Raw genomic sequence first — 17,115 nt, 5'->3', positions numbered from 1 at the left:
GATTCTGAGAAGTAAGCACTTACGGCCCGGCGGCCGGATTTGCAAAGGTACAACGAATGCCCGCCTCTACTAGTCTATCCCCTTAGAAAGAGCAGCCACCCCCACCAACCCACAGCAGTAAGCCAAGGTAAGCTTGACACTCGCCTGACCGCACAACTCCGTACGGCGGAGCTTATGAAAGGCATTCTGGCAGCCTCTGAGTTCCCATGCCTACCGGGTTCGGCGGCGCGTAGGAAAGAATACCAGCTGGATGATCATGAAAACCAAGCTGGTATACAGCGTGCTCACCAGAATTTTAACCAGGGTGAGGCCTAGCACCTGAAAGCTTCCGAGCTCCAGCAGGAAAAAAGCGGCATGGTGGATAGCTACCAGCAGCAACAGGTACACAATAACCCACTGCCCCCCCATCTGATGGATATTCACGGAATCTTGGGCGTCGTAGCCGTCGCGGGGGGTAAGCAGGCGTAGCACCCAGGGCCGAAGATAGGCCACTAGCACAGCCGCGGCCGCGTGCACGCCGCCCGAGTCAAAAAACACGTCCATGGTATAGCCCAACACAAACCCCAGCACTAGTTGCAACACAATAGGTGTGCTGATGGGCAGAAACAGCAGGAACCCTAAATAGAAAAAGCACCACCCCAGATCGAAGAGCACAAAATCGGGGCCACTGATCAGCAGCACATACAGGCCTACGTAGAGCGCAAACCGCAACACTTGCACCAGAATGGTTCCTACTCCGCTCATGGCTGATCGTCGGTTTCGGGTTTCACGCCAGCGTGGGCCTCTAGGGTATCGCGCTCAATTTTGGGGCGGCTGCTTACCACGTACACGTAAACCAGCTTAGAGAAATTCACGGCCAGCCGCACCTTAATCGTCCAGAAGTTTTTATCTGGCTCCCGCACGAACGACTCAATTGTGCCCACCATAATCCCCTCCGGGAAAACGGCATTGTAGCCTGACGTCACTACCGTATCGCCACGCACCAATTTATTCTGCCGCGGAATGTTATCGAGCAGCACATAAGCGGGGTCTTCACCCAGCCACCGGATGGTGCCAATGGTACTATCGCGCTGAATACGGGACGAAATAGCCGTTTTAGAATGCAGGACCGACGTAATGGTGGCATAATGCTCACTGGTAACCAGTACCCGGCCTACCACGCCAGCCGCAGCCACCACGCCCATTCCCGGCCGTACCCCGTCTACAGCGCCTACGTTCAGCGTCATAAAGTTATCTACCCGCCGCTGGGTGCTGCTTACTACCCGGGCCGGGATTAGGGGATAATCTGGGTCGCGGGTGGGGAGCGCGCGGAGGCCTAGCAGCAACGAGTCGGGGTGGCCTAGGCGAGCTAAGCGGGCTTGCGTAAGGCTATCCTGCTTCACGGGCAACGTGCCAGCTTCGCGCCCACTTAAGTCGGGGCGGTATAGTTGCTGGCGCAGCAGGGCGTTTTCCTTTACCAACTCATGATTTACTTCTACCAGCCGGAAGTAGTCGTAGATGCGCGTGCGCAGATCCAGCACCTGGCCTACGTAGCTATTCGCGGAGTTGAAAAAGGCAGCTCGCTGATAGGAGCTATTACGAATCAGCAGAAACAAGCTCAGCACTTCCAGCAGCGCAAACACGAGGATACCCCGGTAGCGAAACAGAAAGGCGAACAGGTTACCCATGGAAGAAGCGAGGAGTCAGAAGCCAGAAGTGAGGAGCGAGGAGCCAGAATGCAACTGTTTGTCATTCTACCTCCTGGCTCCTCACTTCTGGCTTCAACAAATAGTATTAGGTCAGCAGTACTCCGCGGAAGCCGAGGATGTTTTTGATAGCAGCACCCGTGCCGCGCACTACCGCCCGCAAGGGGTCTTCGGCAATGTGAATGGGCAGCTTGGTTTTCACGGCCAAGCGCTTGTCTAGGCCACGCAGCAGAGCGCCACCGCCGGTCAGGTGGATGCCGTTTTCGTAAATATCAGCCGACAGCTCAGGTGGGCTGATTTCCAGAGCCTTTAGTACAGCTTCCTCAATTTTGGCTACCGACTTATCCAGGGCAATGGCAATTTCTGCCGAGGTCACCTTGATAACTTTCGGAATGCCGGTCATCAGGTCGCGTCCACGTACTTCAAAGTCGGGCGGGGTTATTTCTAGCTCCGTGAGGGCAGCCCCCACTTCAATCTTAATACGCTCGGCGCTACGCTCCCCAATCAGCAGGTTGTGCTGACGGCGCATGTAGTCGAGAATATCCTGGTTAAATACGTCACCAGCTGTTTTAATCGACTGGTCGCAGACGATACCCGACAGGGCGATTACGGCAATTTCGGTGGTTCCGCCCCCGATGTCGATAATCATGGAGCCCACCGGCTGCTCCACATCAATGCCGATGCCGATAGCTGCCGCCATGGGTTCCTGAATCATCCAAACCTCCTTGGCTCCGGCGTGCTCCGCGGAGTCGCGTACGGCGCGCTTTTCTACTTCCGTAATGCCCGAGGGAATGCAGATGACCATGCGGTGCGAGGGCTGAAACAGCCGCGTGCGTGTGTCAATCATCTTGATCATGCCCTTGATCATTTCCTCGGCGGCGTGGAAATCAGCAATAACCCCGTCCTTCAGCGGGCGGATGGTTTTGATGTTGTCGTGGGTCTTTTCATGCATTTGCTGCGCTTGCCGGCCCACGGCAATTACCTTATTGGTAGTACGGTCTTTCGCGATAATGCTCGGCTCATCCACCACAATTTTATCGTTGTGAATGATGAGCGTGTTGGCCGTGCCCAGGTCTATGGCAATGTCGCTGGTCAGAAAATTGAAGAAACCCATCGAGTAACGGCAAGTGAATGAGAACAGGCTGGTTGCGCCCGTCAAAAGTGGGGCAAAAGTAAGCAAGTTTCAGCGAAGCCCGGCATGTCGGCTCAGCATTGTGAGCCCGAAACCCGGCCAGACCATCTCTGGCTAAACCAGGGGCCAAATAATGTGCAGCTCCCAACGACCGGAACGGCATTTCATTGTGAGGCCGACAAGATAACACGTGCTTTCGCTTGTTCAGCTTGGCTGAATACAGCAGCCCCCGCCATGTAGGTTGATGGCGGGGGCTGCTTTAAAATCAGAATGTTAACTAGACCGAAGGGTGAACTGGCCTAGCCCATATGTACTCCAGATTTTTTAGTGCTTGAAGTGACGCACGCCAGTCATGACCATAGCCATGCCCAGCCGGTTGCAGGCGGCAATGCTGTCGGCATCTTTAATGGAGCCCCCAGGCTGCACCACGGCCCGGATACCAGCCTCGCCCGCAATTTCCACGCAGTCGGGGAAGGGGAAGAAGGCATCGGAAGCCATTACGGCACCCTTCAGGTCGAAGCCGAAGGCGCGGGCCTTCTCAATGGCCTGCTTGAGCGCATCCACGCGGGAGGTTTGCCCAACGCCCGAGGCCAGCAGCTGCCCGGCCTTGGCCAGCACAATAGTGTTGCTCTTGGTGTGTTTGCACACTTTAATGGCAAACTCCAGGGCCTCTACTTCCTCCGCCGTGGGGGCCGACTCAGTAACGGTGCGGAATTCCTGAGCACCCTCAATTACGCGGTCGAAATCTTGCTCAATTAGTCCGTTGAGCAAGGTTTTTACTTGCTTAGCCGGGAAAGTAACGGGCTTCTGCCGGAGCAGAATGCGGTTTTTCTTGCTCTGTAGAATAGGCAGCGCATCGGCGGCAAACTCGGGTGCAATCAGCACCTCAAAGAACAGCTTATTCAGCTCCTCGGCCGTGGCAGCATCAACCGGCTGGTTTACAATGATTACTCCCCCGAAAGCCGAAATTGGGTCGCAGGCCAGGGCGTTCAGGTAGGCCTCTTGCAGCGTTGCGGCCTGCGCTACCCCACAGGCGTTGGTGTGCTTCAGGATGGCGCAGGCGGCAGGCCCCTCGGCAAATTCCTGCATCAGCAGCACGGCCGCGTCCACATCAACCAGGTTGTTGTAGCTAAGCTGCTTGCCGTGAAGCTGGTCGAAAAGAGCCGACAGGTCGCCGTAGAAGGTACCTGCTTGGTGGGGGTTCTCGCCGTACCGCAGCGGGGTGGCAGGCTTCTCGCTTATTTTCAGTGCCCCGCCGCTTAGCTCCGTTCCCTGGGCCATATAGCGGAAAATCTGGGTGTCGTAGTGCGAAGTGGCCTCGAAGGCAGCGGCGGCGTAGTGGCGCCGGTCTTCCAGGTCAGTGGCGCAATTTTTAGCCGTCAGCAGCTCCGTTACGGCGGCATACTGGTCGCGGCTGCTTACTACCAGCACGTCGCGGAAGTTTTTAGCAGCAGCCCGCAGCAGGGAGATGCCCCCAATGTCAATCTTCTCGATAACGTCCTGCTCGGGGGCGCCAGAGGCTACCGTTTCTTCAAACGGATAAAGGTCCACCACCACTAGGTCGATGGGCGGAATCTGGTGCTGCTCGGCCTCGGCCAAGTCGCTGGCCTCGTGGCGGCGGTGCAAAATGCCCCCAAACACGGTGGGGTGCAGAGTTTTTACGCGGCCACCAAATACCGCCGGAAAGCCCGTCAGGCTTTCTACGGCCGTTACCGGTGCCCCCTGCTCTTCAATAAACTGCTGAGTACCTCCGGTAGAATATATCGTCACGCCGTGCTGCTTAAGCAGAGCTACTAATGGCTCTAGGCGGTCTTTGTAATAGACAGAAACAAGAGCGGAGCGAATGGGCTGCGAAGGCATGGCAAAGAAGCTTGAGTGAAGGCGAAATGCGCCGCGAAGGTAGGCACCCCTGCGGCGTGCTGCCACCCAGCTATGTTACCGAATTGTTACGTCCTATCCGCTTAGATGCCAATTTTAGTGGCCTAGCGTCTCGTGAGACGCGATTTTATGGGTAGTGGGCAGCACCAAATTTTCTTACGGTCCAGTTTTACTCCTTCCCGTATAGGTGATGTAGCTCCTCTGTATATGTGGGCCGCGTATCTCAGTTGTGCTGCTAGGCCTACCGTTGCTTGATGCTTGAATTGTTGTCCGTTATGTCTAAGACATTAACCAGTACCCCTTCTATTGCCCTGCGCCCGCAGGCAGTAGTTTCTTTATCTTCCGAGGCACTATCCGTCTCCGCTGAGCGTGTAGTAGAGGCGGCAGTGGCCCTGGCTCCACGCCTATTTGCTCAAGCGGCCCAGTCTGATCAGGAAGGAGGCTTCCCTGCCGAAGAATTTACGTGGATACGCGAAGTCGGCTTACTGGTCGCCGCCTTGCCTCCGGCGCTTGGCGGCAGTGGCCTAGGCCACCCTTCTCAGGCCCTGCCTCTGCTCCAGACCCTGCAGCACATTGGGCGGGGCAATCTGGCCGTGGGCCGGGTCTATGAGGGGCACGTAAATGCCTTGCTCCTGCTGCAACGCTTCGGCCGACCAGAGCAGATTGCGGCGTGGGCAGCGGCGGCGCACGCTGGGCATCTGTTTGGGGTTTGGAATACGGAGGCACATGACGGCGTGAAACTAGAGCCCCTACCCGACGGCCGCTACCGGCTGCGGGGCAGTAAAACGTTTGGCTCGGGGGCGGGGCATGTTACGAGGCCGCTGCTCACGGCCGAACTGCCCGATGGCGGTTGGCAGATGCTGATTTTACCCGCCGACGAGCAGCAGCCAGCCCTTAACACTTCGTTCTGGCGGCCCCTAGGCATGCGGGCCACGGCCAGCTTTCGGGTTGACTTTACTGGCCTAGAGATTACGGCGGAGGAGTTGCTAGGCCACCCCGGCGACTATTACCGACAGCCGTGGTTTAGCGGGGGAGCCACGCGTTTTGCCGCGGTACAGCTAGGCGGTGCCGAGGCCATCTTCGATGAGACCCGTCGCTTTTTGCGCAACCTGGGTCGCACCGACGACCCTTACCAGCGGCAGCGCTTGGGTGAAATGGCCCTGCTGGTAGAAAGCGGGAACCACTGGGTGCGAGCAGCAGCGGAATACGAAGCCCGGGCCACTGCCACGGCCGAATCAGTGGTAGCGCACGCCAACATGGTGCGCACCGCAATTGAAGAGATTTGCCTGCGAGTGCTGCCCTTGGCCGAGCGTTGCGTAGGGGCCCGCGGCCTGCTGCGCCCCGAACCATTCGAGCGCCTGCACCGCGACCTTATTCACTACCTGCGCCAACCCGCCCCCGATGCCGCCCAAGCTGATGCGGGGCGTTTTGTACTGGAAAACAACCGTCCGGCTTACCGCTTGTGGCATGACTGATTCCTTGGTTTCCGCACCGCAACTGTTTGAGAGCCTCCCCCTCTTCCCTGCCGAATACGTGCAATCATTCGGACCAACGGTGGTGGTAGCCCCCCATCCCGATGATGAGTCGTTGGGCTGTGGCGGGCTGCTGGCTTTGTTGCGACGGGTGGGGCTACCCGCTTGGTGCGTTCTAGTCAGCGACGGTACCATGTCGCACCCGCATTCTGAAAAGTATCCGGCCCCAGCGCGTCAAGCCCTACGTGAGCAGGAGCTTCGGGAAGCGCTAGGCCTGCTAGGCCTATCGGACCAAGATTTGCTTACTCTAGGCTTACCCGATGGTGCCGTACCCGGCCCCGACGCCCCAATGGGTGCCACTGCGGTTAGCCAGCTGCAGAATTTTCTTTCTGCTACCCAGCCCCAGACGGTGGTAGTGCCGTGGCGCCGAGACCCTCACCCCGACCATCGAGCCACCAGCCTGCTAGTGCAGGCAGCCTTAGCCGGGCTGCCAAGTCCGCCCCGCTTGCTAGAGTACGTGGTGTGGGCCTGGGAGCGAGCAGCCCCCACCGACCTGCCCCAGCCAACCGAGGCCCATGGGTTTCAGCTCGACATCAGCTCGGTGCTTAGTCTTAAGCAGCAGGCCATTGCCGCGCACCGCTCTCAACTCACCGGCGGCCCCATCGACGACGACCCCACCGGCTTTACCCTGGCGCCTTCTATGCTGGCGCACTTCGCTAGGCCAGTGGAAGTATTCTTTCATCTGACGTCCTAAGTTCTGCCCAAATCCAGTGAGCGGGTTTACTCTATTTAAGTATGTCTGATATTCGCCCTAACCCCAATCAGCCTCATACATTGCCGCCCGATTACTTCGATGCGGTATATAAGGCTAATGCCGATCCGTGGGGCTTCGAAACCAGCCCCTACGAGCAGCAGAAATACGCCACCACGCTGGCAGCCTTGCCCCGCACGCAGTATGCGCAAGCATTTGAAATTGGCTGCTCACTAGGCGTTCTTACCCAGCAGCTAGCTACCCGCTGTGGACACTTGCTAGCCGTTGATGTAGCCCAAGCAGCCCTTGATAAAGCCCGGCAGCGTTGCGCTCATTTGCCCCAGGTGGAATTCCAGCAGCTTCGGTTGCCCGAAGAGTACCCCCTAAACAGCTCATTCGACCTAATACTGGTCTCGGAAGTAGGATATTATTGGAGCCCTGCCGACCTGCGGCGCGCCAGCCAGCAGATAACGGATACCCTACGCCCAGGAGGGCACCTGCTACTTGTTCACTGGACCCCACCCGTGCACGATTACCCCCTCACCGGCGACGATGTGCACGAGTTTTTCTTAGAGCTTGCTGCTCCTGGTGGTCCATTGCGTCACCTGAAAAATGAGCGTCACAAAACCTACCGCCTCGACTTGTTCGAGCACCAATTACCTGATTCTGTGCAGGATTAAGGCTTTGCCTCTTAGCATGGCACTTCTACATCACTGAGGCTAGGCGGCACTTTTGAGGTTAAGCCCTAGCCCTAGGCCAGTCAAGCGGGGCTTCATGGCTTGCGTTGTGCTTCTTTGGCAGATCGTGGATTACCAACTCGCGGCGCAGATGGGCAATAGCATCCTGAAGGGCAACGGGGGGCCACTGAGCTTCCCAGCGGCCGTGCTTGGCCCAGTACGCGCGCACCCAGCTCCACAACTGCCCAAAGGTTCCGCAACCATGCAGCTGTTTCGTGAGGGTCTTGAGAGGGAGGCCTAGTGCAGTTGCCAGGGCTGGCAGGGTTTCGGCTACGGTACGGGCAGGCTTGCCTTGCCACAGCGCGCGCAAGGCGCAACGAGCTTTCCACTCTACCGCTAACCGGGCCGGGCTTTCTACTAACGGTGCCTGCTGCGATTGTTCCAGCTGAGCCCACTGTCGCAGTTGCCAGGAGAGGCCTACCGCTACCCGGCCCACCTGCCGGTCGGAGGTGTATACGCGCACTTGCGGGCAGTGGCGGAGCTGTAAGTCGTGGCGTAACAGGGCTTGGTACAGCGCTTCATCTTCCAGATAGGGTACTTCCGGCAGCCCCCCCACACGGCGGTAGGCAGCTGGAGTAAGGGCCAAGCTGGCCCCAAAGTGCTGATGATGCCGGGGCCACGGGTCTGAATCAGTCGGGTCGAGCACCGTTTCTAACCGGGCCCGCAATAGTTGGTAAGTGGCGTCCTGCAGCTGATAGCGCCTGACGGAGCCAGTAGCCGGGTACGCTGGTGTCCGCATCAGAATTCGCCCGCCTACGGCATCGGCCCCGCGCGCTAGGGCCGCTTGTGTAGCAGCTAGCCAAGTAGGTGAAACCAGCGTATCGGCATCGGTGCTGGCAATAAAGCTGTCAGCATTATTCACTAGCTCCAGCCGGCGGCAGGCCTCGTCCATGAGCAGGCGACGAGCCTTACCAATGTGCGCTTCTGACCGTGACAACTCTACCTCCAGCACGTGTATTGCCACCGTCGGATGGCACGCAGCAAACGCTCGGGCTACCGTGGCCGTTTGGTCTTGGCAGTTATTGGCCAGCACCAGTATTTCGTATTCCGCGGGGTTGAGCGGTTGCCCAGCCAAGGTAGTTTGGTTGACCAAGGCAGCCAAAGTGGCCGGTAAGTTCTCAGCCTCATTCTTGGCCGGAATAATAACCACCATACGCAGGCTAGTGGCCGGTGGCCTAGGCACCCGCACATTAGCAACCAAGGCCGGACCCGCCGATGCTTCCTGCACCGCATGGAATCGAGAGGGGAGTAAGGAGCTCATAGCCCCCTTTTACGTAGCTGAACAGTATAAATACTGTTCAGTTTTTTGGGCAATTTATCAGGACTTAAAGCTCCTCTGAACCCACATGCCACGTTTGCGGTAGGCCTAAACACAAAACAGGCCTTCCCGTGTGGAAAGGCCTGTTTTGCGTAAGATTGATTAGGTTAAAAGGCTTCGCCCACGGCGAAGATGATACCGGAGTTGCCGCCGGAGCCCACGCCATAATCCAGGCGAATATTGAGTCGGTCGCGGCGATTAAAGCGGAAGCGGGCACCTACCCCACCCGCAAACTTGGTATCCTCAAAGGTGTAGTCGCCCAGGCGAGGTGCTACCTGGCCTACGGCGCCAAATACTACCCCATCAAAACGCCAAAACAGCTTCTGTCGAATTTCAGCCTGCGCAGTAGTAAACTGACGGTCACGGAAACGAGCCTCGTAAATGCCGCGCATCAGATATGCGTTGTTGTATAGGGAGCCACCCAGCGTAGCGCCCATGCCACCCAGCTCCCGGAACGGAACACTGCCAGTATGGTACTGCCCTAGAAATTGCAGGGCCAAAATGGTATTGTTGGTTCCGAACAGCGGATTGAAATGGCGAGCGTCTACCATGTAGCGCGTGAACTTATAGTCGCTACCGAGGGCCCCGCCATTGAACAGAATGTGCGCATCTACGAAGTTACCCGTGTAGGTTGCCAGTACGTTGTCGCGGCCATCGTATAGTATGGCCGGACCGATACCCGAAGTGCGGTAACCGGCTCGCTGAGAGGCCGGAATGTTGTAGTATTGGGTGGCCGGGTTGTTAACCGGGTCTTGCGGGTCCTTTAGCTCTACATTACCCAAGTCGGTGAGCCGGTAGCGGACCCCCACGAACAAGTTAGGAACTACTTTCGTCAGCACCTTTTCATCAAACACCCACAATGGGTATTTGATCTGCGTTTCGTCGCTCTTGCGGGTATTGTTCCCGATGCCGTAATAGTTGAATACGAGGTCGTAATAGCTCAACTCACCTGAGAAGAAGAATTTTTCTTCGGGCGTAAAAATGGTGTGTGTGAGCTGCACCGTGGTTTGCTTCTTTTGCGAAATCCAGGCAATCAAACGGGCGTTTGATTTGCGCACCGTGGTATCTTGCCCAAAGCGCCACACCGGCAAAATGGCTAGGCCACCTGCAAACCCAGTCTCTTGCTGATAGAAAGCAATAGGTACCGGAATAAAGCTGGGCTTATTGGGGTCGGAGGGCGTGAGTTTGATGGGAGCGGGTGTTAGAGCCCGGTTTAGCCCCACAGGGGCGCCCTCAGCAGAGGCTTCAGTAGAAGCAGGAGTTACCGATGATGCCCACAGCGTGGTAGAATCGGGAGTAGCAGGGGCCGACTGCGCCAGAGCAGCGGGGGCGGCCAGCGTGCTTAGCGCTAACAGCGAGTACAGAAAGCGCATACGTGGATGGCTTAGGAAGAAGTGAAGGGGATAGGCCTAGGCCCATGGGTTGCAGCTAATCAAGCTGGAGCCCAGAACCGAACTTCTCAGCTAACGCAACAGTAGCCTCTGCGGTTTTACCCTACTAGCAGCATGGAGAGAACTCCCGCCAACATCACCAGCTTACACCCAGTGCTTAACTGCGCAAAATGCCGACGGCGGTCGGCCCGTCGCAGTTGCACGGCCATCCATCCTAGTGGCACCAGCACCAGCAAGAACAACCACCCCGCCAGGGCCCATTGCTCGGTTTCGACAAGCACTTTTTCTACGCCGATAATCAGGACCCCTAGGCAAGCCAGGAAGAAAGCTGCCACCCATTTGGTGCGGGGCACGCCTACTACCAAGGGTAGCGTGTGGCAATCATGCTCGGCATCGCCGCGCATGTCTTCAATATCCTTTAGTATTTCGCGCACCACCGTCAGTAGAAAGGCGGCCAACGCATAGAGCCACACGGGCTTGGTTCCTACACGCAGCTGCAGCTCTGGCAGCAGCACTAGCGCGGCCGTAAGGGCGGCAATACTAACGTTGCCCACCAAGGCCACCCGCTTGAACCGCACAGAATACCCCCACAGCAACAACGCCGAACCCAGATTGACCAGGCCCAGCAACGGCGACAACGCCCCACTTACCAGTACCCCTAACCCCGAAAGCAGCAAATGGGCAACCATGGCATGCCGTCGGTTTACCCCCTTGCCCACCACCAACCGGTCGGGACGGTTGATAGCATCAATTTTTACGTCGTAGTAATCGTTGATTATATAGCCGGCCGCCGCTATGCTCAGGGCGGCCAGCGCCAGCAACGCAAACGAGGGAGCAAGTACCTGAGCCCAGCTGGCCTGAGGTAGCAACAGCGCTTTCCGAACCAGCAGCAGGCACAAGGCCATAATCAGCAGGTTGGGCAGCCGCACCAAGAGGGCTAGCCGCCGCAACGGCCCAGGTTCCGCCATAGGCGGCTGGTTGGAGCGGGGAAGGTCAGGGGCAGCCATCGGAAAAGGAACAATACTGGTAATGGCTGCAAAGATGCACCCAGCTAAATTGAAAGACGGCTAAACCGCCCTAAGCTCAACCAGTAGAACTGGCCTAGCAATAGAAAGCCCCTCCCGGAAGCGGGAGGGGCTTTGCTCAGTTGTTACAATCATCTGAGCAGACCGAAGTCTACACTTTCTTCACATTCACCGCATTAACACCTTTGCGGCCTTCCTGCGTCTCAAACTCAACGCGGTCGTTCTGCTGGATCTGGCCCCCGTTAAGGCCGGTAATGTGGACGAAGAAGTCTTCCTTCGAGCCGTCTTCCGTAATGAAGCCGTAGCCCTTCGACTCATTAAAGAATTTTACGGTTCCTGTTTTCATGAAATAAAAAGAAATGGTGTGAATGATTGGTGGGTAAATATAGAGGGATTTTGGAAAAGCACAACCCCGCCTGAACAGGACGGGGTTGTGCTTTTCTACTGCTAATGTTGCGGCGGAGAATAGGCCGCTTGGCTAGGCCTACCAGGTTTTCTGGGTACGCATAACGTCTTCAATCAACTCCCGAACGGCCCCGTGGCCACCGCGTAACTCGGCGGTATAGTTGCTGATTTCGCGCACGTCGCGGGCCGCATCGGCGGGGCAGGCAGCCACGGCGCAACGGCGCATTACTTCGGCATCAGGCACGTCGTCGCCCATGTAGGCAATGTGGGCGGGGTCGAGGCGGTAGGTATTGATGTAGTTGTTGAAGATCTTCATCTTATCATCTACCCCCAAGAAAATGTCGCGAATATCCAACGACTCCAGCCGCTTCCGGACGCCTTCCTCCTCTCGCCCCGAGATTACCGCAATGCGGTAACCCTGGCGCAATGCATGCCGAATAGCATACCCGTCGCGGATATGAAAGGCGCGCGCTTGCTCACCGGAGTTGAAAGCCAGCAGGGTACCGTCGGTTAGTACTCCGTCGACATCCAACACAAAAGCCTTGATAACTGATAAGTCAAGCGTAGTACTATGTCCACTCATACTGATGACAAATAGGTATTCTGCCGCCGGAGCGGGCCAAAGGTAGCTCAGCAGGCGCCGAGGCGGTGCTAGGCCAGTACCTTATTGATTATCGCGCCACTCGTATACCCACTTAGCCTGAATTTGCTCCAGGTGGCCTTCCGTAGCCTGCTCACGGGTACCCTCAAAGTTGGGCAACGTCAGAACCCATTCTAGCAGGTCGGTGAAGCGGATGCGGTAGATTTTAGCCTCGTTGAAGTCGTCACCGAACTTCTCGTACAGCGCCATGGCAATATCTTCATGGTCGCTCCACTTAATGGGTGGCTCAAAGTGATTCATTGGAATTCGGGGGTGAGTTAGCAGGTATCAGCCTAGAGTTGCCGGGTGGCCAGGGCCATAAGTTGCTTACGACAACAATCAGGCAACGCACAGCTGAGAATTAGTGGCCTAGGAAGTTCTGGGGCGGAATCATTACCACCACATCCTGATTGCCTTGCACAACACACTGGCAACCAAGACGAGAATTGATACGTGGATCTACGGCCCGGTCAATGAAGTCCTCTTCCTTGTCGCTGATTTCTGGGAGGTCTTCTTCTCCTTGCAGAATGTATACGTGGCAAGTACTGCAACCACACACGCCGCCGCAGTTGTGCTGCAGCTGAATGTCGTTGTTGAGGGCAACGTCGAGTACAGATTCGCCCTGGGCGGCCACATGAGTTTGATCGGGCTGGCCGTCCTGAAACTTAAAGGTGATATTAACGACTTTCACGAGTAGCGCGTTGAAGCGGGCAAAATGCGGGCACGAAGGTACATACCCCTCCCCCGGAATCAAAGCTAAAAAGCCCCTTCGTTGTTTTGCGCTTCGTTGCTCGCTTGCCGCTGAATGCTGTCTGACAACATTTTATATAAAATTTGCCACTCCGGATAGGCTGCCAGCGCAGCTTCGTGGCGAGCTAGCGTAGTCTGGTCGTGACGGGCCGCTGGGCCAGTTTGCACTTGGAAGGGTGGCTCCACCAGGGCCTTATCAATGGTTTCACGCACCAAGGGCGCAAGCAGATCTACCGGCAGCGCATCGTGGGTTAAAAGCGCGTGGCTGATGCCCAGCAAATGATTGGTAAAGTTGCAGGCAAACACAGCCGCAATATGTAGGCGCAACCGTTGCGGGGTAGTTACCAAGCGCACGTCGGCGCTTAGCGTGTTGGCTAGGCCTAGTAATGTGGCTTCCCCTGCTATATCAGCGGCTTCCACGCACAGTGGCACGGTTTGCCATTCTATTGTGCGGCCCGGGCTAAACGTTTGAACCGGGTATAGCACACCGCCCCTCACGCTAGGCCACTGTTCAAATACACTGAGCGGTAGAGCGCCAGCCGTGTGCACCACCAATGCCCCCGCCGGGAAATGCGCCGCTCCCACAACGGCAGGCACGGCCGCATCGGGCACGGCTACGATGTACAGGTCGGCGGCGGCCAGAGCGGTGCTATCGGTAATAGCGGCGGTTTCCGGCAGTTGGCGAGCTACGGCTTCAGCGGAGCTGAGCGTTCGGCTCCAGACCTGCAGCACTGTGTGTCCGGCTTGGTGCAGGGCAGTAGCCAAGTGCTGCGCCACCCGGCCGGCGCCGAGCAAAACGATGCGCAATTTCCCGACCTCGGGTGGCTCAATTAATGAATTTGACATTCGTAAGGTTTGGCGTTAAACATTGCGCAGTCACAAGGAATAAGCAGGATTTTTTAGCAGAAATTTAAGACCTTGTCACTTTAGAGTGTGCTCTTAACAGTCATGCTCATTCGTCTGATATTTCATCCTCTTTCATCCTTTTTTGCTTGCATGAGAAACTCGTACACAACAAGGTTTATAGCACCCTGGCGTAAAGTCCTACTTGCGGCTTTCCTAGGCTCAGGTGCCACGGCGGTGCATGCTCAAACCTTAAATTATCCGTTAGCGTCTGCTAGCAATGTAGCAGGAACTTACACCGACTTAGGCAGCACCGGTACAATTATCGCTACGGCCAATACAGATGATGCTAATTCAGCAGCACAACCTATTGGTTTTACCTTCAACTACAATGGCCAAAGCTTCACGGACTTTGTCCTGAACACGAACGGCTATATAAAGCTGGGCACTGCAGCACCAGCCGCGCCGTACTATTACAATGGCCCGCAAGTTACCACGGGTGGCCCAATCAATACGGCCGCTGAAACTAATCTGCTGCTGCCTTTCAACGTGGATTTAGAATCGGCCACGAGTGCTACGGCGGAGTACCGGGTAGCTACTTCTGGCACCGCCCCCAACCGGGTCTGCACTATTCAGTGGAAGAACGTAAGTGACAAGCTTTCCGGCAGCATCGGCAAGCAGCTTGATAATTTTCAGTTTCAAGTTAAGCTCTACGAAACGCTCAACCGGATTGAGTTTGTGTACGGTAGTGCAACAGCTGGTCCGGGCGCTGATACCTTTAAATCCGTAGGGGTTGGCATTAAAGGCTCTGGCACCAGTACTACCCAGCTCATCTCGGTCACCAAAGGATCTACGCAAGCTTGGAGCCTCGCTAGCTTCGTACCCGGCCTTTACACGGGCAATGCGCACAACATCCGAAAGGCTGCTTTGCCAGATGCTGGTCGTACGTATCGGTTTGAGCCTCAGAAAGCAAATGATGCCAGCATACTGGCTGTCTATAGCCTAGGTAAACTTCCGCTCGCTTCTGCTACTCCGCACGTTATCAGAGCATATGTGCGCAATGAAGGCTTCAGTGACATGGCGAATGTGCGGGTTACGCTCACGGTAACCGGCGCAAATAGCTTCACGAATAGCAAGATTATTCCTTCGCTGTCAGTAGGGCTCGAAGGCATTTTGTCGTTTGACGCGTTTACCCCTACTGCTCAAGGGAATAACACTATCAGTGTCAGCGTTGACAATGATGATAACAACTCTAACAATACCGCTACCTATAGGCAGCAGGTAACTACGGACACCTATTCAGTAGCCGAAGCTGGCGTGCCTTCTTTAGGTGGCCTAGGCCGGACTGTTACGCTAGGGGGAATTTTTGCAGTGCGTTACAACACGAATACTACACGCGTTGTAACTGCGGTGAATGCGCAGCTCTCCGACGCAAATTCTGTGGGCCGCACGGTTTACGGGGTGGTGATGGACAACAGTGGCGCTATTTTGGCCCGCAGCGCAGACTATGTGGTTACTACCGCTGATCTGAATGCGTACAAGACGTTTACGTTCCCCGCGCCGGTTGTCGTTTCACCCGGTAACTTTCACGTGGGTTTGGCCCAGGCCGTAGCTCCTGCTGGCACTACCGCCTTTTACCCAATGGCGCTGCAGACCGAGGTTCCAACCCGACCCGGCACTTTTTTCACCACTGATCTGCAAGGCGGCATCACTGATGCAAATGATGTCAGCTCCCGAAGCTTTGGTCGCTTTATGATTGAAGCGGTTACGGGCGCCCCGCCAACGTGCTTTCAGCCTTCCGCGGTTTCGGTAAGCAATGCCTCCGCCACTACAGCAGTTGTCAGCATCACGGGCCCGGCCAATGCAACCGGCTACACCCTCATTTATGGTCCCCGCGGCTTCAACCCGGCCAGCGGGGGCACTACCGTAACGGCCCCGTCCTCGCCGTTTACTTTAACCGGCCTTACTGCTTCCACCACGTACGACTTGTACGTGCGAAGCACCTGCGGTACCACTGATCAGAGTACCCTGGTAGGACCTACTGCTTTCACTACGCTTTGCACGCCGCCCGTTATCAGTGCTTTCCCATATGCTGAAGATTTCGGCACGGTGGCCGTTGGACTACAATTGCCCTGCGGCATCACAGTGGCCGACATCAACGCCGATAATAATACCTGGAAAACGCCTACTGCTGCTAGTGGCAACATCACACAGGCCAATGCCATGGTGTATAGCTACAATAGCACCGACGCAACCAAAGGCGCCGACGACTGGTTTTTCACCCCGGCTTTAGCATTGCGGGCAGGCTCGCGCTACCAGCTGTCGTTTAAGTATAAGACCGATGCCACCACCTTCGCAACTGCTGAAAAGCTGGAGGTGAAGTACGGTGCTACCACAACCCCGGCTGGACAAACAAACTTGCTGTGGAGAAACGAGAATATCACCAACACCGCCCTAGTTACTACTACGGGCGGCACCAGCGCTAACCAGGTTCTGCCAATCACACCCGCCGCCGATGGTACCGTATACATTGGTTTCCATGCGTACAGCGCCCCCGATCAGTTTAACCTGTACGTCGATGACGTTGCTATCAACTCAGTAGTGACGGGCGTATCTGATGCCCTAGTACGGGCGGTGAATGTGTATCCCAACCCATCAGCTGGCCTGTTCACGGTGGAAGTACGTGGGGCTAAGGCTAAAGGAGCCATGCAGGTGGAAGTAACGAACCTGCTAGGCCAGCGCGTGCACACCGCCACCATCCGCGACAACTCCGAGAATCGGCTTGACCTCTCTTCCCTGGCCAACGGCATGTACACTCTAAAAGTGTTGTCAGGCAGCGACTACATGATTCGCAATATTGTAGTGCAGAAGTAATTCGGCTTATTACACCGAGCATAAAAAAGGGCGCTGATTAGCGCCCTTTTTTATGCTCTAGTATTATCGTACACACTTTCAGAAGTTGACCTTGTTTAACTCCACGCCGCTTACTGTATAGAAAGTGTTACCCTGAAGCCTGCTTTACACCTACTGGCCTAGAGCATAGCTCAGCACTGTGGTTACGACATTCCTACGCGATGCATTGGGCGTC

16 protein-coding genes are annotated in these 17,115 nt (G+C 56.3%); 4 read left to right on the top strand and 12 right to left on the bottom strand.

Going from position 1 to position 17,115, the window contains the following annotated elements; translation table 11 throughout:
• Nucleotides 1-210: 210 nt before the first annotated feature.
• From EU556_RS07300 to purH, 4 genes are all read right to left on the bottom strand, one after another.
• Nucleotides 211-744 (bottom strand): hypothetical protein, encoded by a 534-nt coding sequence (locus EU556_RS07300; protein WP_135432736.1) that lies wholly within the window; start codon nucleotides 742-744, stop codon nucleotides 211-213.
• Entirely contained in the window at nucleotides 741-1,667 is a 927-nt protein-coding gene (gene mreC, locus EU556_RS07295; RefSeq protein WP_135432734.1) for a rod shape-determining protein MreC, read from the bottom strand. Before mreC ends, EU556_RS07300 begins: the two co-directional genes overlap by 4 nt.
• Nucleotides 1,668-1,773: 106 nt before the next feature.
• Nucleotides 1,774-2,799, bottom strand: coding sequence for a rod shape-determining protein (locus EU556_RS07290; RefSeq protein WP_135432732.1), 1,026 nt, complete (start codon nucleotides 2,797-2,799; stop codon nucleotides 1,774-1,776).
• 342 nt (nucleotides 2,800-3,141) lie between these two features.
• Entirely contained in the window at nucleotides 3,142-4,677 is a 1,536-nt protein-coding gene (purH, locus tag EU556_RS07285; protein WP_135432730.1) for a bifunctional phosphoribosylaminoimidazolecarboxamide formyltransferase/IMP cyclohydrolase, read from the bottom strand.
• 293 nt (nucleotides 4,678-4,970) lie between these two features.
• On the opposite strand from purH, the gene EU556_RS07280 reads away from it, so the two are divergent.
• Genes EU556_RS07280 through EU556_RS07270 form a run of 3 tightly spaced genes read left to right on the top strand, consistent with a single transcriptional unit; the run spans nucleotide 4,971 to nucleotide 7,598 of the window.
• Nucleotides 4,971-6,170, top strand: coding sequence for an acyl-CoA dehydrogenase family protein (locus tag EU556_RS07280; RefSeq protein WP_135432728.1), 1,200 nt, complete (start codon nucleotides 4,971-4,973; stop codon nucleotides 6,168-6,170).
• A complete protein-coding gene (locus EU556_RS07275; protein WP_135432726.1) occupies nucleotides 6,163-6,921 on the top strand; it encodes a PIG-L deacetylase family protein in 759 nt (252 codons plus the stop codon). The genes EU556_RS07280 and EU556_RS07275 overlap by 8 nt, the downstream gene beginning before the upstream one ends.
• A 41-nt stretch (nucleotides 6,922-6,962) precedes the next feature.
• Nucleotides 6,963-7,598: a class I SAM-dependent DNA methyltransferase gene (locus EU556_RS07270; protein ID WP_135432724.1), complete on the top strand. Its 636-nt coding sequence runs from the start codon at nucleotides 6,963-6,965 to the stop codon at nucleotides 7,596-7,598.
• Between the two features lie 58 nt (nucleotides 7,599-7,656).
• Here EU556_RS07270 and EU556_RS07265 read toward each other — a convergent pair whose 3' ends face one another.
• From EU556_RS07265 to EU556_RS07230, 8 genes are all read right to left on the bottom strand, one after another.
• Nucleotides 7,657-8,916, bottom strand: coding sequence for a glycosyltransferase (locus tag EU556_RS07265; protein WP_135432722.1), 1,260 nt, complete (start codon nucleotides 8,914-8,916; stop codon nucleotides 7,657-7,659).
• A 164-nt stretch (nucleotides 8,917-9,080) separates the two neighbouring features.
• Nucleotides 9,081-10,346: a BamA/TamA family outer membrane protein gene (locus EU556_RS07260; protein ID WP_135432720.1), complete on the bottom strand. Its 1,266-nt coding sequence runs from the start codon at nucleotides 10,344-10,346 to the stop codon at nucleotides 9,081-9,083.
• A 116-nt stretch (nucleotides 10,347-10,462) separates the two neighbouring features.
• The gene (locus tag EU556_RS07255) at nucleotides 10,463-11,371 is read right to left on the bottom strand and encodes a geranylgeranylglycerol-phosphate geranylgeranyltransferase (protein WP_135432718.1); all 909 of its coding nucleotides are present in this window, start codon (nucleotides 11,369-11,371) and stop codon (nucleotides 10,463-10,465) included.
• Between the two features lie 169 nt (nucleotides 11,372-11,540).
• Complete coding sequence (locus EU556_RS07250) at nucleotides 11,541-11,735, bottom strand: cold-shock protein (protein WP_135432717.1); 195 nt, start codon at nucleotides 11,733-11,735, stop codon at nucleotides 11,541-11,543.
• Between the two features lie 138 nt (nucleotides 11,736-11,873).
• Nucleotides 11,874-12,377, bottom strand: a complete 504-nt coding sequence (locus tag EU556_RS07245) for a KdsC family phosphatase (RefSeq protein ID WP_135432715.1) — start codon at nucleotides 12,375-12,377, stop codon at nucleotides 11,874-11,876.
• A gap of 81 nt (nucleotides 12,378-12,458) precedes the next feature.
• Nucleotides 12,459-12,695 carry a Fe-S cluster assembly protein IscX gene (gene iscX / locus EU556_RS07240; RefSeq protein ID WP_135432713.1) on the bottom strand — a complete coding sequence of 79 codons (237 nt, stop codon included), beginning with the start codon at nucleotides 12,693-12,695 and terminating at the stop codon, nucleotides 12,459-12,461.
• 100 nt (nucleotides 12,696-12,795) lie between these two features.
• Nucleotides 12,796-13,125 carry a 2Fe-2S iron-sulfur cluster-binding protein gene (locus EU556_RS07235; protein ID WP_135432711.1) on the bottom strand — a complete coding sequence of 110 codons (330 nt, stop codon included), beginning with the start codon at nucleotides 13,123-13,125 and terminating at the stop codon, nucleotides 12,796-12,798.
• Nucleotides 13,126-13,190: 65 nt separating this feature from the next.
• Nucleotides 13,191-14,030 (bottom strand): Rossmann-like and DUF2520 domain-containing protein, encoded by an 840-nt coding sequence (locus tag EU556_RS07230; protein WP_135432709.1) that lies wholly within the window; start codon nucleotides 14,028-14,030, stop codon nucleotides 13,191-13,193.
• Nucleotides 14,031-14,264: 234 nt separating this feature from the next.
• Between EU556_RS07230 and EU556_RS07225 the strand changes: the two genes are divergently transcribed.
• Nucleotides 14,265-16,901, top strand: a complete 2,637-nt coding sequence (locus EU556_RS07225; protein WP_167855497.1) for a T9SS-dependent choice-of-anchor J family protein — start codon at nucleotides 14,265-14,267, stop codon at nucleotides 16,899-16,901.
• Nucleotides 16,902-17,115: the final 214 nt, after the last annotated feature.

Source organism: Hymenobacter fodinae, assembly GCF_004745825.1.
Classification (GTDB): domain Bacteria; phylum Bacteroidota; class Bacteroidia; order Cytophagales; family Hymenobacteraceae; genus Hymenobacter; species Hymenobacter fodinae.
This window is presented reverse-complemented; position numbering and strand designations above follow the sequence as displayed.